20 protein-coding genes are annotated in these 21,714 nt (G+C 67.6%); 10 read left to right on the top strand and 10 right to left on the bottom strand.

Going from position 1 to position 21,714, the window contains the following annotated elements; genetic code table 11:
• Window positions 1-13 precede the first annotated feature (13 nt).
• Window positions 14-898, bottom strand: coding sequence for a formyltetrahydrofolate deformylase (purU, locus tag BFF94_RS12775; protein ID WP_128841284.1), 885 nt, complete (start codon window positions 896-898; stop codon window positions 14-16).
• A 170-nt stretch (window positions 899-1,068) separates the two neighbouring features.
• Window positions 1,069-1,974 (bottom strand): choline sulfate utilization transcriptional regulator, encoded by a 906-nt coding sequence (locus tag BFF94_RS12770; RefSeq protein WP_219139404.1) that lies wholly within the window; start codon window positions 1,972-1,974, stop codon window positions 1,069-1,071.
• 262 nt (window positions 1,975-2,236) lie between these two features.
• Between BFF94_RS12770 and betC the strand changes: the two genes are divergently transcribed.
• The 4 genes from betC to BFF94_RS12750 all read left to right on the top strand — a co-directional run bounded on the left by betC (window position 2,237) and on the right by BFF94_RS12750 (window position 7,699).
• A complete protein-coding gene (betC, locus tag BFF94_RS12765; protein WP_219139403.1) occupies window positions 2,237-3,772 on the top strand; it encodes a choline-sulfatase in 1,536 nt (511 codons plus the stop codon).
• Window positions 3,773-3,817: 45 nt separating this feature from the next.
• Window positions 3,818-4,783, top strand: coding sequence for a choline ABC transporter substrate-binding protein (gene choX, locus BFF94_RS12760; protein ID WP_219139402.1), 966 nt, complete (start codon window positions 3,818-3,820; stop codon window positions 4,781-4,783).
• Between the two features lie 257 nt (window positions 4,784-5,040).
• Window positions 5,041-6,180 (top strand): porin, encoded by a 1,140-nt coding sequence (locus BFF94_RS12755; RefSeq protein WP_128841287.1) that lies wholly within the window; start codon window positions 5,041-5,043, stop codon window positions 6,178-6,180.
• Window positions 6,181-6,448: 268 nt separating this feature from the next.
• Window positions 6,449-7,699, top strand: coding sequence for an MFS transporter (locus BFF94_RS12750; protein WP_219139401.1), 1,251 nt, complete (start codon window positions 6,449-6,451; stop codon window positions 7,697-7,699).
• Between the two features lie 6 nt (window positions 7,700-7,705).
• On the opposite strand, the gene BFF94_RS12745 is transcribed toward BFF94_RS12750, so the two are convergent.
• The 5 genes from BFF94_RS12745 to BFF94_RS12725 form a co-directional block, all read right to left on the bottom strand.
• Window positions 7,706-8,068, bottom strand: a complete 363-nt coding sequence (locus BFF94_RS12745; protein WP_128843569.1) for a YbjQ family protein — start codon at window positions 8,066-8,068, stop codon at window positions 7,706-7,708.
• 242 nt (window positions 8,069-8,310) lie between these two features.
• Complete coding sequence (locus BFF94_RS12740; RefSeq protein WP_128843568.1) at window positions 8,311-9,564, bottom strand: M20/M25/M40 family metallo-hydrolase; 1,254 nt, start codon at window positions 9,562-9,564, stop codon at window positions 8,311-8,313.
• A 78-nt stretch (window positions 9,565-9,642) separates the two neighbouring features.
• Entirely contained in the window at window positions 9,643-11,355 is a 1,713-nt protein-coding gene (locus tag BFF94_RS12735; protein WP_219139400.1) for a M36 family metallopeptidase, read from the bottom strand.
• Between the two features lie 138 nt (window positions 11,356-11,493).
• Window positions 11,494-11,658 carry a hypothetical protein gene (locus BFF94_RS12730; protein WP_158061963.1) on the bottom strand — a complete coding sequence of 55 codons (165 nt, stop codon included), beginning with the start codon at window positions 11,656-11,658 and terminating at the stop codon, window positions 11,494-11,496.
• A 185-nt stretch (window positions 11,659-11,843) separates the two neighbouring features.
• Complete coding sequence (locus BFF94_RS12725) at window positions 11,844-12,788, bottom strand: GlxA family transcriptional regulator (protein WP_128843567.1); 945 nt, start codon at window positions 12,786-12,788, stop codon at window positions 11,844-11,846.
• A 467-nt stretch (window positions 12,789-13,255) separates the two neighbouring features.
• Here BFF94_RS12725 and BFF94_RS12720 point away from each other — a divergent pair, with 467 nt between their 5' ends.
• The 6 genes from BFF94_RS12720 to BFF94_RS12695 all read left to right on the top strand — a co-directional run bounded on the left by BFF94_RS12720 (window position 13,256) and on the right by BFF94_RS12695 (window position 18,977).
• Window positions 13,256-14,209 carry a choline ABC transporter substrate-binding protein gene (locus BFF94_RS12720; RefSeq protein ID WP_128843566.1) on the top strand — a complete coding sequence of 318 codons (954 nt, stop codon included), beginning with the start codon at window positions 13,256-13,258 and terminating at the stop codon, window positions 14,207-14,209.
• A 79-nt stretch (window positions 14,210-14,288) separates the two neighbouring features.
• On the top strand, window positions 14,289-15,218 hold the full coding sequence (gene cdhC / locus BFF94_RS12715; protein ID WP_122170219.1) for a 3-dehydrocarnitine:acetyl-CoA trimethylamine transferase CdhC: 930 nt from the start codon (window positions 14,289-14,291) through the stop codon (window positions 15,216-15,218).
• 84 nt (window positions 15,219-15,302) lie between these two features.
• Window positions 15,303-16,268, top strand: coding sequence for an L-carnitine dehydrogenase (locus BFF94_RS12710; protein ID WP_128843565.1), 966 nt, complete (start codon window positions 15,303-15,305; stop codon window positions 16,266-16,268).
• Window positions 16,269-16,270: 2 nt separating this feature from the next.
• Entirely contained in the window at window positions 16,271-16,759 is a 489-nt protein-coding gene (locus BFF94_RS12705; RefSeq protein ID WP_128843564.1) for a thioesterase family protein, read from the top strand.
• 33 nt (window positions 16,760-16,792) lie between these two features.
• Window positions 16,793-17,758: an alpha/beta hydrolase gene (locus tag BFF94_RS12700; protein WP_219139399.1), complete on the top strand. Its 966-nt coding sequence runs from the start codon at window positions 16,793-16,795 to the stop codon at window positions 17,756-17,758.
• 22 nt (window positions 17,759-17,780) lie between these two features.
• Window positions 17,781-18,977, top strand: a complete 1,197-nt coding sequence (locus BFF94_RS12695) for a TauD/TfdA family dioxygenase (RefSeq protein WP_128850287.1) — start codon at window positions 17,781-17,783, stop codon at window positions 18,975-18,977.
• A 177-nt stretch (window positions 18,978-19,154) separates the two neighbouring features.
• Here the strand turns inward: BFF94_RS12695 and BFF94_RS12690 are convergent, their stop codons facing one another.
• The 3 genes from BFF94_RS12690 to BFF94_RS12680 all read right to left on the bottom strand — a co-directional run bounded on the left by BFF94_RS12690 (window position 19,155) and on the right by BFF94_RS12680 (window position 21,116).
• On the bottom strand, window positions 19,155-19,457 hold the full coding sequence (locus BFF94_RS12690; protein ID WP_128850289.1) for a DUF4148 domain-containing protein: 303 nt from the start codon (window positions 19,455-19,457) through the stop codon (window positions 19,155-19,157).
• Window positions 19,458-19,671: 214 nt separating this feature from the next.
• Window positions 19,672-20,658 carry an oxidoreductase gene (locus BFF94_RS12685; RefSeq protein ID WP_128850291.1) on the bottom strand — a complete coding sequence of 329 codons (987 nt, stop codon included), beginning with the start codon at window positions 20,656-20,658 and terminating at the stop codon, window positions 19,672-19,674.
• A 167-nt stretch (window positions 20,659-20,825) separates the two neighbouring features.
• Complete coding sequence (locus tag BFF94_RS12680; protein ID WP_128850293.1) at window positions 20,826-21,116, bottom strand: DUF3331 domain-containing protein; 291 nt, start codon at window positions 21,114-21,116, stop codon at window positions 20,826-20,828.
• Between the last annotated feature and the right edge of the window lie 598 nt (window positions 21,117-21,714).

The raw sequence follows: 21,714 nt of genomic DNA, 5'->3' as shown, positions 1-21,714 counted from the left end.
CCCCGTTCGACCGTTACGAAAACACCACCGTCCGGTCCCCGTTCAAGAACACCCGCCGCTCGATGAACGCCTTCACCGCGCGCGCAAGCGTGATGGATTCGACGTCGCGCCCCACCGCGAGCAGTTGCTCGGGACGCAGCGCATGATCGACGCGCTCGACGACCTGCTCGATGATCGGGCCTTCGTCGAGATCGTCGGTGACGAAGTGCGCGGTCGCGCCGATCAGCTTCACGCCGCGCGCATGCGCCTGGTGGTACGGTTTCGCGCCCTTGAAGCCGGGCAGGAACGAATGATGGATGTTGATCGCGCGGTTCGCGAGCTTCGCGCTCGTCTCCTGCGACAGCACCTGCATGTAGCGCGCAAGGATCACGAGCTCGGCGCCGCTCGATTCGAAGAAGTCGAGCCACTGCGCTTCCTGCTGCGCCTTGGTGTCGGCCGTGATCGGGAAGTGCCGGAACGGCAGCCCGTGCTGCGCGGCGAGCGGCTCGAAATCGGGGTGGTTCGACACGATGCCGACGATGTCCATCTTCAGCTCGCCCATCCGCCAGCGGAACAGCAGGTCCGCGAGGCAGTGCTCGAGCTTCGACACCATGATCAGCACCTTCGGCCGCGCGTTCACGTCGTGGATCGCCCATTGCATGTCGCCATCCTGGCCGCCGAGGCCGGCCGCGATCGGCGCGAATTCCTGGCGCAGCGCGTCGATCTGCAGCGTCTCATCCGTCGGATGAAAGACGCAGCGCACGAAGAAGCGGTTGCTGAGATCGTCGTCGAACACGTTCAGCGCATCGACATAGCAGCGATGGCGATCGAGAAAGCCGACGACGGCGGCGACCTGACCGGCCGCGCTCGGGCACGACAGTGTCAGGACGAATTGATCGGGGCGGTGCTCGGCGGTCATGAGGCTCCTCGGATGGCATGGGGCGCACGGCCGTGCGGCGGCGCACGACAGCGCCGCACCGCGCGGGTAGCGGGAGGCTCAAGTAAATCAGGACGATTTTGGGGAGGATAGAACCAACGCGCCGTGTGGCTGGTATCGGCGCGCCAGCGCGCGGGGGCGGGCCGGGCCCGTCACGCGCTCGCGCACGCGTCGAGCAGCCAGCGCCGGAACACGTGGGTCGCGTCCGGCTCGGGCCGCTGCGGCGGCCGCACCAGGAAGTAGCCGCGCGACGTGACGACGGGCGCGTCGACGAGCTTCACGAGCTGGCCGGACGCGACCAGCTCGTCGACGAGCGGCGACCAGCCGAGCGCGACGCCTTCGCCGAGCAGCGCCGCGTGGATCACGAGCGCATAGCTGTTGAAGGTCACGCCGCGCGCGGCGGCCGGTGTATCGAGGCCGTGCGCGTCGAACCAGCCGGACCATGACAGCCAGCGCTCGGGTTGCGTCGGCTGCACATGCAGCAGCGGCAGCGCGAGCAGGTGGTCGGCCCGTCCGACATGCGGATGCGCGTCGCGGAACGCGGGCGAACACACGGGCGTGACCGATTCCGGAAAGAGCCGCGCGGCCGTGCACGACGGCCAGTGGCCGTCGCCGAACAGGATCGCGATGTCGCCGTGGTCGCGCTGTGCGTCGTAATCCTGTGACGTGACGACGCGCACGTCGACATCCGGCATCACGCGCTTCAGGCCGGCCAGGCGCGGCATCAGCCAGTAGGTCGCGAAGCCGAAGTCGGTGACGATCGTGAGCGCGCCGTGCTCGCGGCGCGCGCGCAGCGTCGCGGTGGCGCCGCGCAGCGTGTCGAGGCTCAGCCGCACGGCTTCGTACAGGCACTGGCCGTCGGCCGTCAGCGTGACGCCGCGCGGGCTGCGCTCGAACAGCGGCACGCCGAGCTCGGCCTCGAGCTGGAACACCTGCTGGCTCACGGCCGGCTGCGTCGAGCCGAGCTCGCGCGCGGCGGCCGTAAAGCTCGCGAGCCGGGCGGCCGATTCGAACGCGCGCAGTGCCTGCATCGACGGTAACGGTTCGGGTTTCGACATAAGTCCTTCTAATGGCCCCATAAGGGCCGGACGCCTTCCCGCGCGAATTCGGGCGGGCGATAGTGCACCGGACGGTACGGCACACGCGCTTCATGGCCCGCTTCATGGCCTGCTTCACGGCCGCCGCGAAGGCATTCCGCGATTCTAGCCAGTGCGGCCCGCACGCGCGGCACTTTCTTCGGGCCGCCTCCGTCATGCCGGACGTCTCGCTGCCCGAGCGGCGCGCCGTTCCATTCGAACACCGTTTTCCCCACGACCGCCGATGACGAACCCGACACCCAACATCCTGATCTTGATGGCCGACCAGCTCACGCCGTTCGCGTTGCCGGCTTACGGCAACCGCGTCGCGCGCACGCCGACGCTAGACCGGCTCGCCGCGCAAGGCGTGGTGTTCGACGCCGCGTACTGCGCGAGCCCGCTGTGCGCGCCGTCGCGTTTCTCGCTGCTGACCGGCAAGCTGCCGTCGGGGATCGGCGCCTACGATAACGCCGCCGAATTGCCGGCGCAAACGCTGACGTTCGCGCACTACCTGCGCGCGGGCGGCTACCGGACGATGCTGTCCGGCAAGATGCATTTCTGCGGCCCCGACCAGTTGCACGGTTTCGAGGAGCGGCTCACGACCGACATCTATCCGGCCGATTTCGGCTGGGTGCCCGACTGGGACAGCCCGACCGAGCGGCCGAGCTGGTATCACAACATGAGTTCGGTGCTGGAGGCGGGCCCGTGCGTGCGCACGAACCAGCTCGATTTCGACGACGAGGTCACGTTCACCGCGAAGCAGAAGCTGTACGACGTCGCGCGCGAACGCGCGGCCGGACACGACGCGCGGCCGTTCTGCATGGTCGTGTCGCTGACCCATCCGCACGATCCGTATGCGATCACGCGCGAATACTGGGATCGCTACAGCGACGAAGAAATCGACATGCCGGCCGTGCGGCTCGGCGCGGCGGACAGCGACCCGCATTCGCAGCGGCTGCGCTTCGTCTGCGAGAACGACCGCACGCCGCCGACCGACGCGCAGATCCGCGCCGCACGCCGCGCGTATTACGGCGCGACGTCCTACGTCGATACGCAGTTCGGCAGCGTGCTGGCCGCGCTCGAACAGTGCGGGTTCGCCGACGACACGATCGTGATCGTCACGTCCGACCACGGCGACATGCTCGGCGAGCGCGGGCTCTGGTACAAGATGACGTTCTTCGAAGGCGGCTGCCGCGTGCCGCTGATCGTCCATGCGCCGGGCCGCTTCGACGCCGCGCGCGTGCGCGGGCCCGTGTCGCACGTCGACCTGCTGCCGACGCTCGTCGACCTGGCCGGCGTCGCGCCCGCTGGTGGCTGGCCCGATCCGGTCGATGGCGCGAGCCTCGTGCCGCACCTGCACGGCACGCCCGCGCACGACGTCGCGCTCGGCGAATACCTCGCGGAAGGCGCGCTCGCGCCGGTCGTGATGATCCGTAGCGGCGACTGGAAGTACGTGCATTGCCCGGCCGATCCCGACCAGCTCTACAACCTGGCGGACGACCCGCGCGAGCTGACGAACCTGGCCGGCGCGCCGGAAGCCGCCGACGTGCTCGCGGCGTTCCGTGCGCAAGCCGCGCAGCGCTGGAACCTGCCCGAGCTGGACCGGCAGGTGCGCGCGAGCCAGCGGCGCCGGCGCTTCCATTACGCGGCGACGACACAGGGCCGCATCCAGGCGTGGGACTGGCAGCCGTTCACGGACGCGAGCCAGCGTTACATGCGCAATCACATCGAACTCGACACGCTCGAGGCGATGGCGCGTTTTCCGCGTGTCGGGCGCTGAGCGTCCCGCATCGCGAACATTGACGAACGACGGAGGAAGCGGACGATGGAACGGCAATGCAATGCAGCAATCCGGATCGGCGCGGCGCTCGCCGCGGCCGCGTGCCTGATGACGGCGCAGGCCGCGCACGCGGCCGACCCGCAGACATGCAGCGACGTGAAGATGGCGGCGCCCGGCTGGACCGACATCGACGCGACGAACGCGATGGCGGGCGTCGTGCTGAAGGCGCTCGGCTACCGGCAGGACGTGGCGAACCTGTCGGTGCCGATCACGTACCAGGGGCTCAAGAAAGGGCAGGTCGACGTGTTCCTCGGCAACTGGATGCCCGCGCAGGCGCCGCTCGTGAAGCCGTTCGTCGACGAGAAGTCGATCGACGTGCTGCACGCGAACCTGAGCGGCGCGAAGTTCACGCTCGCGGTGCCCGACTATGTGGCGGCCGCCGGCGTGCATACGTTCGCCGATCTCGCGCGCTACGCGGACCGCTTCGGCGGCAAGATCTACGGCATCGAGCCCGGCGCGCCCGCGAACCAGAACATCAAGCGGATGCTGTCCGACCACGCGCTCGGCCAGGCGAACTGGTCGCTCGTCGAATCGAGCGAGACGGGCATGCTCACGCAGGTCGAGCGCGCCGTGCGCGACAAGCGCTGGATCGTGTTTCTCGCGTGGGAGCCGCATCTGATGAACACGAAGTTCCACCTGACCTACCTGTCCGGCGGCGATGCGTATTTCGGCCCGAACTACGGCGGCGCGACGGTCAATACGGTCACGCGTGCGGGGTTCGCCGGCCAGTGCGCGAACCTCGCGCGGCTGTTCCGCCAGATGACGTTCTCCGTCGACGTCGAGAACCGGATGATCGCCGACATGCTCGACCACAAGACGTCGCCCGCGCTCGCCGCGCAGCATGCGCTGAAGGCCGATCCGACGCTGGTCGCCGGCTGGCTGGACGGCGTGACGACGGCAGCCGGCGCACCGGGCCTGCCGGCCGTGCGCGCGGCCCTCGGCGGCCAATGACCCTGGCGTCCGGGCGGCCGGTTTTGCCGTGCCGCCCGTCTACGTGTTTTCCCGACCGGTCGCATCGTGACCATTTAGTGTCGCCTTCAGACGGGTGACCGGAAATATGGGTTTGTATTTTTCGCCAATGGCTGCGTTATTGCGCAAAACGAAATGCCGAAGCCATCGGGCGTACTGAATTCGAATCCACCGGCGCATCGCGGCGCGCGCCGGGACGAGATTCTTTCCATAGAACGGTTCAGGGAGGGTGGTCGACAATGAAGCAAAAGAAAGTTGCCGTGGCTGCCGCGCTTGCATGCGCGGCCTGCATTCCCGCCATCGGGCATGCGCAGAGCAGCGTGACGCTGTACGGGATTCTCGACGCGGGCATCACTTACGTGAACAACACGGGCGGCTCGCATGTCGTCAAGTTCGACGACGGTGTCGCATACGGGAACCGCTTCGGCCTGAAAGGCACGGAAGATCTCGGCGGCGGCCTGAAAGCCGTGTTCACGCTCGAGAGCGGTTTCCACCTCGGCAACGGGCAGCTCGGCTTCGGCGGGTCGGAGTTCGGGCGGCAGGCTTATGTCGGCCTGCAGAACGACTGGGGCACGCTGTCGTTCGGCAACCAGCTCGACATCACCAACGAGCTGGTATCGATCTACAACATCTCGGCGTGGGGCAGCGGCTATGCGATCCACCAGGGCGACTTCGACCGCTTCAACGGCGACCGCCTGCCGAACTCGGTGAAGTTCATGTCGAACGACCTGAGCGGCTTCAAGTTCGGCGCGATGTACTCGTTCGGCAACGTCGCCGGCAACTTCCATCGCAACAGCGCATGGAGCGCGGGTGCCAGCTTCACGAAGGGCGACTTCTCGATCGGTGCCGCGTACACGCGCCTGAACAACCCGAACGGCATCTATGCGTTCGACCCGTACGCGATGATCGGCACGCATACGTTCCTCGGCCAGCAGACCGTCACCGTCGATCCGGCGACCGGTGCGCGCACCGACCTGTTCGCGAACACCGCGATGGACGTCGACAGCCAGGGCACGTTCGGCATCGGCACGAGCTACACGATCGGCAAGCTGTCGCTCGACGCGAACTTCTCGTACACGACGATCAAGGGTTTCGGCCAGTCGTCGCACATGCAGGTGTATGAAGGCGGCGGCCTGTACCAGTTCACGCCGGCGCTGAGCCTGATCGCAGGCTACCAGCACACGCGTTTCGAAGGCCACCACTGGAACCAGGGCACGGCCGGCCTGCACTACCTGTTGTCGAAGCGCACCGACGTATACATCTCCGGCGATTACCTGCGTGCGTCGCAGGGCGTGGATGCGGTGATCGGCTACAGCTTCACGCCGTCGACGACGCAGACGCAGGCCGACGTGCGGATCGGGATGCGGCATTCGTTCTGAGTAGGGTGGTGTGGGGCAGCGACGTCTTCAGCGAGGTCTCTCTTTGGCGCGAACCGTGGTTCGCGCTTTTTTTTTGCAGGGGCGGGCGCGCCGGCGTCGTTCGCTTCGGCTCCGGATGACCGCCCGGCCGGTTTTGCGCGGTTGACATATCATCGCGGTTTGGCCGCGTTCGCGCCGTCCAGCCGATAGCCCCTTCATGCGGGGCCGACATCGTGTCTCGATGGGCAACGCGTCGCGCAAGCGCGCACCGCCGATCGCCGAGACCCCGATGACCACCCCGTTACCCGAACCCAGTCCTCCCTCCCTGTTACCCGCAAACCTGTTCCGCCACGCACCGTTCCAGCGCTTCTGGGGCACGCGCGTGATGTCGTCACTGGCCTTCCAGATCCTGTCGGTCGCGATCGGCTGGTATGTCTACGCGCTCACGCATAGCGCGTTCGCCCTCGGTCTCGTCGGCCTCGCGCAGTTCGTGCCGATGTTCGCGCTGACGCTCGTCGTCGGGCAGGTGGCCGACCGCTACGACCGCCGGCGCATCGCAACGATCTGCCAGAGCATCGAGGCGCTGGCGGCCGGCGTGTTCCTGCTCGGCGCCGTGCAAGGGTGGCTTGCCGCGCCGGCCGTGTACGCGCTCGCGGCGATCGTCGGCACGGCGCGCGCATTCGAGTCGCCGTCGGTATCGTCGCTGCTGCCGGCCGTCGTGCCGCGCACCGACCTGCCGCGCGCGACCGCGCTGTCGACGTCCGCGAACCAGGCCGCGCAGATCCTCGGTCCCGCGTTCGGCGGGTTGCTTTACGGTGTCGGTGCGCCCTTCGCGTTCGGCACGAGCGTCGTGGCGTTCGCGATCGCCGCGGTGCTGAGCGGCACGATTCCGCTGCGCAGCGCGCCGCCCGCACGCGAGCCGGTCACGCTGCGCTCGGTGTTTTCCGGGATCGCATTCATCCGGCGCGAACCGGCGATTCTCGGCGCGCTGTCGCTCGACCTGTTCGCGGTGCTGTTCGGCGGCGCGACCGCGCTGCTGCCGATCTACGCGCGCGACATCCTGCAGGTTGGCCCGTGGGGGCTCGGCGCGCTGCGCGCGGCGCCCGCGGTCGGCGCGCTCGCGGGCACGCTGTGGCTCACGCGTTTCCCGCTGAAAGGGCGGCCGGGCCGCGCGATGTTCGGCGGCGTGATCGCGTTTGGTATCGCGACGATCGTGTTCGGGTTGTCGCGGCACTTCGCGCTGTCGCTCGTTGCGCTGGCCGCGCTTGGCGCATCGGATGTGGTCAGCGTGGTCGTGCGCCTGTCGCTCGTGCAGCTGCGCACGCCCGACGACATGCTCGGGCGGGTGAGCGCGGTCAATTCGCTGTTCATCGGCACGTCGAACCAGCTCGGCGAATTCGAATCGGGCGTGACGGCCGCATGGTGGGGCGCGCCGACGGCAATCGTCGTCGGCGGCGCCGCGACGATTGCCGTTGCGCTCACGTGGATGCGGCTGTTTCCGCAGCTCACGAACATGAAGTCGCTCGAGCGTGACGTGTGACGCGCGTCACGCGTCCTGCGCCACGCGCACGGCCGTGCCGTAGCAGATGACCTCCGTCACGCCCGAACCGATCTCGGTCGAGTCGTAACGCATCGCGACGATCGCATTCGCGCCGAGCTTGCGGGCATCCGCGAGCATCTTGTCGAATGCCTGCTGGCGAGCTTTCTCGCACAGCGACGTATAGAGCGTGATGTTTCCGCCGAAGATCGTCTGCAGCGATGCACCAAACGAGCCGACGATCGAGCGCGAGCGCACGATGATGCCCTGTGCGACGCCGAGCGAACGAACGGTCGTGTGGCCGGGCAGGTCGAATGCGGTCGTGACGCGGACGGGCGACAGATCGTCGAGGGAGCGAGGGGTATCGGTCATGGCGGGAAGCGTGTGGCGGAGTGGTCGAACGACGATTCTATCCGGACGGGCGCGCGGCGCGGCACGAAAGGCTGGAGCCGCGGTACCGGTGCCGGCTCGGCAAACCGGTGTCCGCGGCGGTCGCGCCGGCGTCGGGTATGCGTCTCTACGGGATGCTGGACGAGGTCGTCTGATCGAAGTCACCAGTAACGAGGAAGCGGGTGCGAACCGCGAGCACACGCTTCCTTCCCGGCCGCGCGCCGTCAGGGTTTCGCGGCTGCCCCGCCATCGCCACCGAGATCGACCGCATAAGCCAGCGCCAGCTTGCCGAACTTCAGCGCGTGATTCGCCTGGCGATCGGCGTTCTCCAGCGTGTCGTTCACGGTATGGATATACGGGCTGTCGTTCTGGTCGGCCTCGAACGGGAACGACGCCGGATAGCCTTGCGCATTCCACGACGCGTGATCCGAGCACGCATACCCGCACTGCGACGTGCCGATCCCGAGTTCCGGCAGGTAGGTCTTCGCCAAATTTGTCAGGTAGGTGTTCTGCGATGCGTTCGTGTAGTCGGTGATCAGGTAGATGTCCTTCGGATCGCCCTTGTAGTTCGTCATGTCGAGCTGCAGCACGCCGACCACGTTCGCATTCTGCGCGCGGAACTGCTTCGCGATCGCCTTCGAGCCGAGCAGGCCGGCTTCCTCTGCCGCATACCCGACAAACTTGATCGTCCGCTTCGGCCGGTAGTTGTTCGCCAGCAGCACGCGCAGCGCTTCGGTGAGGCTGGCGATCCCCGACGCGTCGTCGTCCGCGCCGGGCGAGCGCGTGTTCTCCGTCGTGCGTCCGACCGTCGAATCGAGGTGGCCGCCCAGCACGACGGTGCCTGCGGCCGGGTCGTTGCCGCGAATCGTCAGGATCACGGATTTCTGCGGAAAACCGGTGTGCGCGAACTGTTCGACGGTGATGTCGGCGCGTGAGCCCGCCAGTTGCTTCCACTGCAGCGCGAGCCAGTCCGACGCGGCGACGCCGTGCGATGTCGTGTAGTAACGGTTCGTGAAACCGGACAGCGACGTGATCGTGCCGACGATGTTGCTGGCTTGCAGTTGCTGGATCCAGGTGCCGATCTGCGGCGCGTTCGATATCTTGTACGCGGGGGCCGCGGCCTGCTTCGCGAGCGCCGGCGGCAACGGCTGCAGCGCCTGGCGCGCTTCGTCGAACGAGTCGTGCACGACATAGCCGGGCCCGTGGCCGCGCGCGTGGTGGACGGCATGGGCCAGCTCGCCGAGCCGTGAATCGTCGATTTCGACGACATGAACGGTTTCGCGGCGTGCGGCGCCGTCGGCCGTCTTGCCGGCATCGACGGTCGTGCTGTATTGCGCGGTGGCGCCCGCATCGATGCGCTGGAGCTGGCGGAACGCCGGGTCGCCGAGCGTGATCCAGACGGGCGTCGCGTGCGCGGCGGCGGTCAGCAGCATGCCGCCCAGCGCGGCGCTCAGGCGGGTCAATTTCAGAGTAGGCATGTTCGATCTCGTGAGGATGGCGATGTCGAGGAAGAGGGCGCGCCGCAGGTCGTGCGATGCGCCCTGCCTGATGCGGAATTACGACTTCTGCGGCACGGTCACGCCGTACGTGCAGCTCTGGTTGTACGCATTGCCGATCGCGGTGAGCTGCGCGTTGCTGTAGCCGAGCGCGGACGCGGCCGTCAGCACGGCCTGCGCGGCGGCCTTCTGGTTGGTCGAGCTGTTGGTCATCGACAGCCCCTTCAGGAACGCCTTGTCCATCGCCTGCGCGCCGATGGCATCGCGCGCGACGAGGTTGCACGACGCCCAGTACTGGCCGGCCGTATGGATCTCGGCGCCGCGCGCCTGCGCATAGGTGCGCCCGACGTTCCAGTTGGTCACGCGGCCGCCCCAGTACTCGTTGTGGCCGTCCCAGTTGTAGACCCAGTGATACTGCGCATCCGACGGGCTCCACTGGTTGAAGTCGCGGCTGTACGCGGCCGCGAGATAGTCGCCGGTGCCTTCGGACAGGCCCTCCTGTTGCGACAGGCCGCCGTTCGTCACCCAGTCGTGGATGCCGTGGCCGAGCTCGTGGATCACGACGTCCGCGTCCTCCGCGTCGTCGACGCCGCCTTGCCCGAAGGTCAGCCGGCCGCTGCTCGACGAGTACGACGAGTTGTCGTCGCCCGATTCGCCGTGCGGGTCGTACTGCACGCCGCCCGCATACTGGTACGGCAGCGCCTTGATGCCGAGCGTCTGGTTCACGTAACGCAGGAACGTGTCGATGTGGTAATACACGTTCACGGCCTCGAAATACAGGTTGCCGCGCGTGAACTCGAACGCGGGCGTCGACTGCAGCGGGCATGCGTTGTCGCGCGGCGCGTCGAAATCGACGCACGCGGCGTAGGGCCCCGATAGCGCGTAGCGCGCGCCCGACTGCGCGAGATCCTTCAGCGTCACGCGCACGCGCGCGGCGGTGAGCTGCGTCGAATCGGCGTCGTTGTTGTCCTTGTAGCCTGTGCTGCCGTAGCTGCTCTTGGTCGACGACAGCGGGTCCGGGCGGAACACGAAGCCCGTGCCGTCGGTAGCGTAGAACGCCTTGTCCTCGGCGCGCAGCACTTCGCCGCTACCCGAGTCGATCAGCAGTTCCCAGTCGCCTTTCGGGCCGTCCTGCGGCCGGCCGCGCACTTTCCACGCGGTGTGCGTGCCGGCCTTGTCGACGAACGCGACGAGCTGCGCATCGAGATTCGTGAAGCCGCTCACGCCGAGATACGCGCGTGCGCGGTCGAGCGCCTGCTGCTGGTCGACGGCCTGCGACTTGCGCGTCGTCGCGACCACGCCGTTGATCGTATTGCTCGCGACGTACAGGATGCGGCCGTCCTGCGCGACCGTCACCGCGATGTCGCTGCCGTACACGGGCAGTCCGGCTGCCTGCTGCTGCAGCCGCACGACGGTGAAGTCGGCATCGTTGCGCTCCGACGTGACGGTGAGGCTTGCGAGCGCGGCCGGGTCGAGCCCGAGCTGCGTCGCCTGCGACGCGACGAAGTCGCGCGCGGAGGCGGCGGGCGTCGCGGCGGCCTTCCGGGCGCGATACGCGGGGTTGTACAGCGTGACGGCGACGCCGTCCGCGCGGAACTGCCCGGCGGCCGTATCGGCTTTCGCGGCCGGCGGCGCGACGCCGCGCGTCAGGCTTTCGCGCAGGCTCGTTGCTTGCGGATTCGACACTTTCGTATCGGCCGCGGTGCCGCCGACGATGCCGAAACCGAGCGCGAGACCCAGGGCGAGCGGTAGTGCTTTGCGTGATGTCTGCATACGTGATCCTCATCTCAACGGTTGGACACGCCCGCGCGCTCGTGGCGCGCAGGCACGACACGGCCCGCGCGCCGGTTCGATGGAACCGGTGCGGCGAAGCGGTGTTGGGAGTGTCGACTGACTAAGGAGCCCTAAATGTCAGGTCGAAAAGAAACAGGCGGGCGGAGAGGCGGAGAAGCGAGTGGGGAAGCGAACGGCAGGCAGGTGCGGCGACGGCGAATCGAGCATCGTCATGTCATACCCCTCGGATCGGCATTGATATCGATTGGCAACCTGCGTGGCCCGAAGTTCGTCGAGCCACATTGCTCGGCTCGTTAGGCTGCCTATCTAATTTCGAGGATGTTACAGAATATTTTCAACGACATTCCAGTTTATTTTCGATGAACGCCTCGGTCCGTCGATCAATCGCCGGAATTGTTCAGCGAACGGCAGGAAACGCTGTCGAAACGCGTAATACCGCGCTGGATTGTGCTTGAAACCGGCGGCGATCAGCGCGTCGCACGCCGGTCGCTGCGCGGGCTCATGCCGAACCGTGCGCGATACGTGCGCGAGAAATGCGACGGCGATTCGAATCCGCATGCGACGCACACCGACGTGATGCTCATGTCGGTCTGCTGCAGCAATTCGCGTGCGCGATCGAGGCGCAGGTTCAGGTAGAAATGCGTCGGCGTGTCGTTCAGCGTCGCGCTGAACAGCCGTTCGAGCTGGCGCCGCGTGATCGACACATCCTGAGCGAGCGCGTCGGAGCCGAGCGGATTTTCCATGTGGCGCTGCATCGTGCCGATCACCTGGATCAGCTTGCGGTTGTGCACGCCGTAGCGCGCGGCGATCTCGAGCCGCTGGCTGTCCGAGCGCTGGCGGATGCGGCTGACGACGAACTGCTCGGAGATCGCCGCCGCGAGATCGGCGCCGTGCCGGCGCCCGATCAGGTCGAGCATCATGTCGATCGACGCGGTGCCGCCCGCGCACGTGATGCGCCGGTCGTCGATCTCGAACAACTCCTGCGTCGCGTTCAGGCCGGGATAGCGTTCGCGGAACGCGGCAAGCGCTTCCCAGTGCAGCGTGAGCGGCTGCGATGCGTCGAACAGCCCGGCTTCCGCGAGGATGAAGCTGCCGGTGTCGATGCCGCCGAGCGTCGCGCCGTGCCGGTGCTGGCGGCGCAGCCAGTCGCCGAGCGTGCGCGTGTAGCACACGAGCGGATCGAAGCCCGCGACGACGAATACCGTATCGACCTGCGCGACGTCCGCGCACGCCGCTTCGGCGGCGACCGGAATGCCGTTGCTCGCGGCGACGGGCGCGCCGTCGGCGCTGATCACGTGCCAGCGATAGAGCTCGGTGCGAAAGCGGTTCGCGACGCGCAGCGGCTCGACCGCGGACATGAAGCCGAGCGCGGAGAAGCCGGGCAGCAACAGGAAGTGGAAATCCTCGGGCATCGGGGCAGGGACGGAATCCGGTGGTTGTCACGCATCGTACGGCGCAGCGATCGGACGGGCGCACGCCGCGCCGGCTCGCAGGTTCCGAGCAGTCAGCGGGAGATTATCGCGGGTTTTGCGTGGTTTCAGCGCGTTTTTGCGCCGCGCACGGAGCGGCGCGCGGTGGTCGATGGCAAGAGATGTCGATGCCAAAGCTTTCCTTCAGCGCGAATTTCCCGGCGAGATGCAGGAGCAGTCCCCACGCCGTATCTGGACAAACCCCTGTTCACCGAGATTCGGCTCAAACCCCCGCCACACAAGACACTACACGCGCATAGTGGTTTCCACCCATAGTCGCAAACAGGCAAGAAAAGGTCGCCGGCGGTCTTCTCGCGGCCAATATGGCTCGTTACTTTTACTCCCACGATGCAGGCCGGCGCACACCCCGCGCACCGGCTGCCACGAGATCAACCGGGAGAAACCGAACCATGAAGTCGACGAAGATCGCCGCGCTTGTCGCGGCCGTGCTGGCGACCGGCGTGTTCACGAACGCGGCGCTTGCCGAAACGGAAGCCGCGACCTGCCGCACCGTGCGTTTCGCGGATATCGGCTGGACCGACATCACGTCGACCACGGCGCTCGCGTCGACCGTGTTCGAGGCACTCGGCTACAAGCCGACCACGACGATCGCGTCGGTGCCGATCTCGTTCGCCGGCCTGAAGAGCAAGCAGCTCGACATCTCGCTCGGTTACTGGTGGCCCGTGCAGCAGAAACAGCTTCAGCCGTTCCTCGACAGCAAGTCGATCAACGTCGTCGAGCCGCCGAACCTGTCGGGCGCGAAGGCGACGCTCGCGGTGCCGAGCTACGAATACCAGGCCGGCCTGAAGACCTTCGACGACATCGCGAAACACCGCGCGGAACTCGACGGCAAGATCTACGGGATCGAGCCGGGCAGCAGCGCGAACGCGACGATCCAGAAGATGATCGACACGAACCAGTACGGGCTCGGCGGCTTCAAGCTCGTCGAATCGAGCGAGGCCGGGATGCTGGTGACGGTCGAGCGCGCGATCCGCGAGAAGAAGTGGGTCGTGTTCCTTGGGTGGGAGCCGCATCCGATGAACATCCAGCTCAGCATAAACTACCTGTCCGGCGGCGACGCGTCGTTCGGGCCGAACTACGGCGAAGCGCGCGTGTACACGCTGACGGCGCCCGACTTCATCGCGCGCTGCCCGAACGCGGGCAAGCTCGTCACGAACCTGCGCTTCTCGACGCAGCTCGAGAACCAGCTGATGCAGTCGGTGATGAGCAAGACGAAACCGGCGGATGCGGCGAAGGCCTATCTGAAGAAGAACCCGCAGGTGCTCGATTCGTGGCTCGCGGGCGTCAGAACGTTCGACGGCAAGGACGGCCTGCCTGCCGTGAAGGCCTATCTCGGCCTGTGACGGCCCGTGCGCGGCACCACGCGCGCACCGATGAAAGATATGTAATGCGAAATAACCCGATTCAAGCGAGGCAATCAGCATGAACCATGATGTCATCATCACCTGCGCCGTCACGGGCGCGGGCGATACGGTCGGCAAGCATCCGGCGATTCCGGTCACGCCGAAGGAGATCGCGGCCGCCGCGATCGAGGCCGCGAAGGCCGGCGCGACGGTGGCGCACTGCCACGTGCGCGATCCGCAGACGGGGCGCGGCAGCCGCGACCCGAACCTGTACCGCGAAGTGGTCGACCGCATCCGCTCGGCCGACGTCGACGTGATCATCAACCTGACGGCCGGCATGGGCGGCGATCTCGAGATCGGCCCGGGCGAGGATCCGATGCGCTTCGGCAAGGGTACCGATCTGGTCGGCGGCCTCACACGCCTCGCGCACGTCGAGGAACTGCTGCCCGAGATCTGCACGCTCGATTGCGGCACGCTGAATTTCGGCGACGGCGACTACATCTACGTATCGACGCCCGCGCAGTTGCGCGCCGGCGCGAAGCGCATCCAGGAACTCGGTGTGAAGCCGGAGCTGGAGATCTTCGACACGGGCCATCTGTGGTTCGCGAAGCAGTTGCTGAAGGAAGGGCTGCTCGACGATCCGCCGCTGTTCCAGCTTTGCCTCGGCATTCCGTGGGGCGCGCCGGCCGATACCGGCACGATGAAGGCGATGGTCGACAACCTGCCGCCGGGCGCGCACTGGGCCGGCTTCGGGATCGGCCGCATGCAGATGCCGATGGTCGCGCAGGCGATGCTGCTCGGCGGCCACGTGCGCGTCGGCCTCGAAGACAACATCTGGCTCGATCGCGGCGTGCATGCGACCAACGGCACGCTCGTCGAGCGCGCGAGAGAGATCGTCGAGCGGCTCGGCGGCCGCGTGCTGACGCCGGCCGAAGGCCGCCGCAAGCTCGGCCTGCCGGCGCGCGGCGAGCGTGCGCTCGAACGCCGCGCGATCGCCGAATTCGCGTGAGCTTTCTCCCTGACCGATATGACAGGGCGGCACGCACAGGCGTGGCCGCTCACCGATTTCACCTGATTCGAAGGATGCGTTGACATGGCTGTGAAGACCGACATCAAGACGTTTGCCGCCATCGGCACCGGCGTGATCGGCAGCGGATGGATTTCCCGCGCGCTCGCGCACGGTCTCGACGTGGTCGTGTGGGACCCCGCGCCGGGCGCGGAAGAGCGGCTGCGCGCGAACGTCGCGAATGCATGGCCCGCGCTCGAGCGCGTCGGCCTCGCGCCGGGCGCCGATCCCGCGCGGCTGCGGTTCGTGTCGACGATCGAGGCCTGCGTGGCCGATGCCGATTTCATCCAGGAAAGCGCGCCGGAGCGCGAGGCACTGAAACTCGAACTGCACGAGCAGATCAGCCGCGCGGCGAAGCCCGACGCGATCATCGCATCGTCGACGTCGGGGCTGCTGCCGACGGATTTCTATGCGCGGGCGACGCACCCGGAGCGCTGCGTGGTCGGCCACCCGTTCAATCCGGTCTACCTGCTGCCGCTTGTCGAAGTGCTCGGCGGCGCGCGCACGTCGCCGGAGGCGGTCGAAGCGGCGATGGAGATCTATCGCAAGCTCGGCATGCGGCCGCTGCACGTGCGCAAGGAAGTGCCGGGCTTCATCGCCGATCGCCTGCTCGAAGCGCTGTGGCGCGAGGCGCTGCACCTGGTGAACGAAGGCGTTGCGACGACCGGCGAGATCGATGACGCGATCCGCTTCGGCGCGGGTATCCGCTGGTCGTTCATGGGCACGTTCCTGACCTACACGCTGGCGGGTGGCGACGCGGGCATGCGACACTTCATGCAGCAGTTCGGCCCCGCGCTCGAACTGCCGTGGACGAAGCTGGTCGCGCCGACGCTGACCGATGCGCTGATCGACAGCGTCGTCGAAGGCACGACCGAACAGCAGGGCACGCGCAGCATCAAGGAGCTCGAACGCTATCGCGACGAGTGCATCACCGAGGTGCTGAAGTCGATCGCCGCGGTGAAGGCGCGGCACGGGATGCGATTCGAGGACTAGACATGACGGGCGATACCCCGCTGACGATTTACCGCGACGTGGTGCGGCCCGAATGGGTCGACTACAACGGCCACCTGCGCGATGCGTTCTACCTGCTGATCTTCAGCTTCGCGACCGATGCGCTGCTGGATCGCATCGGCCTCGACGACGCCGCGCGTCGCGAGCGGGGCCGCTCGGTCTATACGCTCGAAGCGCACGTGAACTACCTGCACGAGATCAAGGAGGGCACGCCGGTGCGCGTCGATGCGCGCGTGCTCGCGCACGACGCGAAGCGACTGCACCTTTATCTCGAACTGTTCGCCGACGGGCACGACGACGCGGTATCGGCGAGCGAGCAAATGCTGCTGCACGTCGATACGCGCGACGGCGCGAAATCGGCGCCGTTCGACGACGACGTTGCCGCGCGCGTGGCCGGGCTGCATGCATTGCAGCGCGATTGCGCGGCGCCCGCGTATGCGGGCCGCGTGATCGGCCTGCCGCCGCGCCGCTAGCCGGCGGCAATCTTCAACCGCGGAGCGCACACGATGCTCGAACCGGAAATCGCGGCGTTCGTCGCAGCCGTCGACGCGTGGTATCCGGCCGACGCGGCGGCGCGCTCGCCCGGCGAGCAGCGCCGCCTCTACGACCGCTTCGCGGCCGAATGGACCCCGGCCGCGCTGCCGGCCGGCATCGTGCAGCAGGATGCCGTGTGGCATGCACCCGGCGGACAAGCGATCGCACTGCGGCGCTACACGTCCGCGCACGGCACGCCGCGCGGCACGGTACTGTTTTTTCATGGCGGCGGCTTCGTCGTCGGCTCGCTCGACAGTCATGCGCTGATCACCGCGCAACTGGCGGCCGACACGGGGCTCGACGTGATCGCGGTCGACTACCGGCTTGCGCCCGAACACCGCGCGCCGGCCGCGCTCGACGATTGCGTGGCCGTCACGCGCGCCGCGCGCGATGCGCGCTGGCCGTTCGGGCCGTGCGCGCCTCCGCTGACGCTCGCGGGCGACAGCGCGGGCGGCATGCTCGCGGCGGCGGTGGCCACCGCGCTGCGCGATGCGGGCGAAGGCGGCATCGACGGCATCGCGCTCGTCTATCCGATGCTCGGGTTCGAGCCGCAATCGCCCGCGCGCGAAACGGAAGCGCACGCGCCGATGCTGACGCTCGACGACGTCCGTCGCTATCGCGCGCTGTACTGGGAAGGCGACCTGTCCGATGCGCTGCTGGACGGCAACCCGCTGTTGCGCGCGTCGGTGCCGCTCGCGGCCGAGCGTTTCGACGGTCTGCCGCCCGTGCTCGCGATCGGCGCGGAACACGATCCGCTGCGCGACGATGCGCGCGTGTACGTCGAACTGATTCGCGCGGCCGGCGGCGGCGCGCACTACTGGATGGGAGAGGGGCTGGTGCACGGCTGCTGGCGCGCGCTCGGGACGAGCCCGCAGGCGGCACGGATGCACCGGACGGTCGGCGGTTTTTTGCTCGCACCACACGCACCACATGCGTAGCGGGCGTTTCCGGGAGGCGACGATGCAGGCAGCGCAACACCGTATCGAGGACTGGCGGACGTTTTCGGCCGACGCGGCCATCAGGATGGCGACGATCGGCGACGGAGCGGTGGACGTCGAGTGGAGCGACACGCGACGATCGCCGTTCCATTTCGACTGGCTGCGCGACAACTGCGCGTGTTCCGCGTGCGTGCATGCCGTCACGCGCGAACAGGTGTTCGAGATCGCCGACGCGCGCGAGGACCTGTCCGCACTCACCGTGCATGTCGAAACCGACGGCGCGCTGCATGTGGAGTGGAACGACGGGCATCGCAGCGCGTGGTCGCCGGGCTGGTTGCGTGCGCATGCATACGACGACGCGTCGCGAGCGGAGCGTCTGGCCGCGCACGGGCGGCACGTGTGGGCCGGCGACGATGCGACGGCGATCGGCGTGTTCGCGTGGCGCGACGTGATGGAGGACGACCGCGCATTGCTCGCGTGGCTCGCCGCATTGCAGCGCACGGGGCTGACGCTCGTCGAAGGCGTGCCGGCCGAGCGTGGCCGCGTCGACGAGATCGCGCGCCGGATCGGCCTGATCCGCGAAAGCAATTTCGGCGTGCTGTTCGACGTCGAATCGAAGCCGCGCCCGGACAGCAATGCGTATACGTCGCTGAACCTGCCGCCGCACACCGATCTGCCGACGCGCGAATTGCAGCCGGGCGTGCAGTTCCTGCATTGCCTCGCGAACGACGCGACCGGGGGCGACAGCGTGTTCCTCGACGGCTTTGCGCTTGCCGATGCGCTGCGGCGCGAGCATCCGGCCGATTTCGAACAACTCGCGTCGACCCCGTTCGAGTTCTGGAACAAGAGTGCGAACAGCGACTACCGCTGTTCAGCGCCGGTGATCGGGCTCGATGCGCGCGGCAATGTGACCGAGGTGCGCGTCGCGAACTTCCTGCGCGGGCCGCTCGATGCGCCGGCCGGCTCGGTCGCGGCCGTCTATCGCGCGTACCGGCGGTTTCTTGCGCTCGCGCGCGAGCCGCGTTTCCGCGTGCAGCGCCGGCTGCGGGCGGGCGACATGTGGGCGTTCGACAACCGGCGCGTGCTGCATGCGCGCACCGAGTTCGATCCGTCGACCGGCCGCCGGCACCTGCAGGGCTGTTACGTCGATCGCGACGAACTGCTGTCGCGCTGGCGCGTGCTGTCGCGTTCGGCGCCGGCTGCGGCCGCAGGGCATTGACCGGCACACCCGGCTTCGCCACGCAGACGAAAAAGCGCCCGGACGCAAGGCGCCCGGGCGAAGCCACCCGCTGCCGGGCGGCGGAGGTATGCGTTTCATAAAAAAGACGAGCCCCGCAAAGGGGCTCGTCCGGACTTCCTTGCTTCATCGCGCGGCGCCCGCCGGGGGCGCGTCGGCTTACTGGCCGAAGAAGATCGAGTCGCGCGCGTTCGACGACGCTGCGGCAACCGGGGCGCCCGAGTGGACGGCCGGAGCCGGTTGCGCGCCGTAGCCGCTGGCGTCGGCACCATGGACGCGTGCTTCGGCGCTCTGGATGTCGTTCGGGTAGTACGGGCTCGACACGCCCGGCTTGTAGCCGGCTTGTTCGAGCTGGACGAGTTCGTTGCGCACTTGAGCGCGCGTCACGGTGCTTTGAGCGAATGCGCCAAACGAAGCGGACAGGGCGGCAGCGGCAACGACTGCGGAAACGAGCGATTTCATGGTGACCTCCGGTGTTTTATTGAGTTCGCTCTCGACACCATGTCTTAAGCGATTGATCAAATCTTAGTCACCGGATGGTTGAGGGTAAACGCTGATTTTGACGATAAATTGTTTCCTGGGCGGTAACAGTGGTCGGTCAAATCAGTCTTTCAATCGGCTTTCTTTTCGGTTGGCGTAATAAGCGCGAGGAATGTTGCGGGTGGCGGCGCGCGGTTCAGCGCGCCTCGGCCGTCGTGTCGAACGGCCTGCCCGGCGAGCGCCCGGCCGGCGCGTCCGAGCTGAGGAAGCGCACGCCCGTCGCGGCTTCCGACGCTTCCCACAGCAACGCGGCCGACGCCACATCGCGCGCCGCGCGCGGCACGCTCGCGGGCGCCGGCAGCCCACGCGACTCGAACCAGCCGGACGGGCCGATGTACGCGCCGCCCTCGAGATCGGGCGCGGTCGCCGCATGGATCGCGGGCAGCGCGCCCTGGTCGGCCGGCTGAGCGAGATAACGGTTCGCGGCGCGCATCAGCGCCGCGCGGGCCGGCGAGCTGTCCATCGCCGGGCCCGCGAACTGCAGGTTGGTCGCCGCGTAGCCGGGGTGTGCGGCCACGCTGATCCCGGCGAAGGCCGCGCGGTCGAAGCGGCGCTGCAACTCGATCGCGAACACGAGGTTCGCGAGCTTGCTGTCGCAATAGGCGAGATAACGGTTGTAGCGATGTTCGGCGCGCAGGTCGTCGACGCGAATCCGGCCGCCGCGGTTGAGGCCGCTCGACATCGTCACGACGCGCGGGCGCCGCGCGGCGCGCAGCGCGGGCAGCAGATGGCCGGTCAGCGCGAAATGGCCGAGGTGGTTGGTGCCGAACTGCATCTCGAAGCCGTCTTGCGTATGCCGCAGCGGCAGGAACATCACGCCGGCGTTGTTGCAGAGGATGTCGACGCGGCCGTGGCGGTCGGCCACGTCGCCCGCGAAGCGTGCGATCGATGCGAGATCGGCGAGGTCGAGCGGATCGACTTCGACCCGCGCATCGGGATGGAGCCGGCGGATCGCATCGGCCGCCTGCGCGGCGCGCGCGGCGTCGCGGCAGCCCATCACGACCGTCGCGCCTTTCGCGGCCAGCGTTTCCGCGAGCTGCCAGCCGAGACCGCTGTTGGCGCCGGTCACGACCGCGACCTTGCCGCCCTGCGCCGGGACGTGGCGCGCGCTCCATGCATGCATGTCTGCCTCCATCGGCGCGGCCGGTCGGCCGCAGCACGTAATCATTACATTGAATAATGTAACGATAGTGTGCGCGGGCGTGGCAGACAAGCGGGGGAATTAGACCGGTGCTTCTAGGGCTGGCGCATTGCGTGGTGCCGTGTGCCGCGGCGTGCGGCCGGCAGGATTTACCTGCCCCCGGCGAGGGCGAGCACTTCGGCGGCGGAGATCATCGCGGCCGCGTTCGCGGGCGCCGGGCGTTCGGCCGGGCGGAAGACTTCGTCGCCGCGATGAATGATCTGGCGCGACAGCGCGCAGGTGCCGGTGCGTTGCGCGAAGCGGCGGCGCCAGCGCTGTTCACCGTAGTGACAGCGGCCGGGTTCGACCCAGCGCACGACGAGCAGCGTATCGGAACGTTCGAGGATTTCGACGTGGACGTCGGCGGGATCGAGCGCAGGCAGGGATTTGGAGGCCTTCATTTGCCGTTTCCTAAAGCTCGTGCGGTTTCGGCCGTGGCAGTGGTTGTCACTACCCGATGGCGAATCCGTAGCGGTTTCCATGAGTGGTGCGCTAAATGTAAGCGTCTGTGACCGGAAAAAACATCCTGTCTAGATCAAATTACCTTTTGCCGATTTAGAAACAATCCACGCTTATTTTCTTGGAAACCACAGACAAAAACGCCCCGGACGGGAAGTCCGGGGCGGGAAATCGGCCCGCGCACCGTGTCTGCTCGCCCAGTCACGGAGCCCATCGCCGGGGGACGGAGGTGCCCGCAGGGATCGAACGCGGGCGGTGGCGATGGTCCGGAAGCGCGGTCCGGTACGCCATGATGGCGCGCGCATCCCGTTGAGACCCTGACGCGAACATGACTTTTTTGTCAGTTTGGCGCGGTCGGCGTGCCAAGTGCGTGCGGAAAAACGGCCGGGAGGCCTGCCGGCATTGGGTTTGAGCGAAATCATGGGCGCACGGCCGGGGCTGGCCGACCACCGGATTTTTATCCAGCGACCGGATTGACCCGCCCGGGTAAATACTGAATCCCGAGTTCGTGACAAGCGCGCGATCTCTTCCTATGATTGG

Origin of the sequence: Burkholderia catarinensis (genome assembly GCF_001883705.2) — a bacterium.
In the GTDB taxonomy this organism is placed as follows: Bacteria; Pseudomonadota; Gammaproteobacteria; order Burkholderiales; family Burkholderiaceae; genus Burkholderia; species Burkholderia catarinensis.
This window is presented reverse-complemented; position numbering and strand designations above follow the sequence as displayed.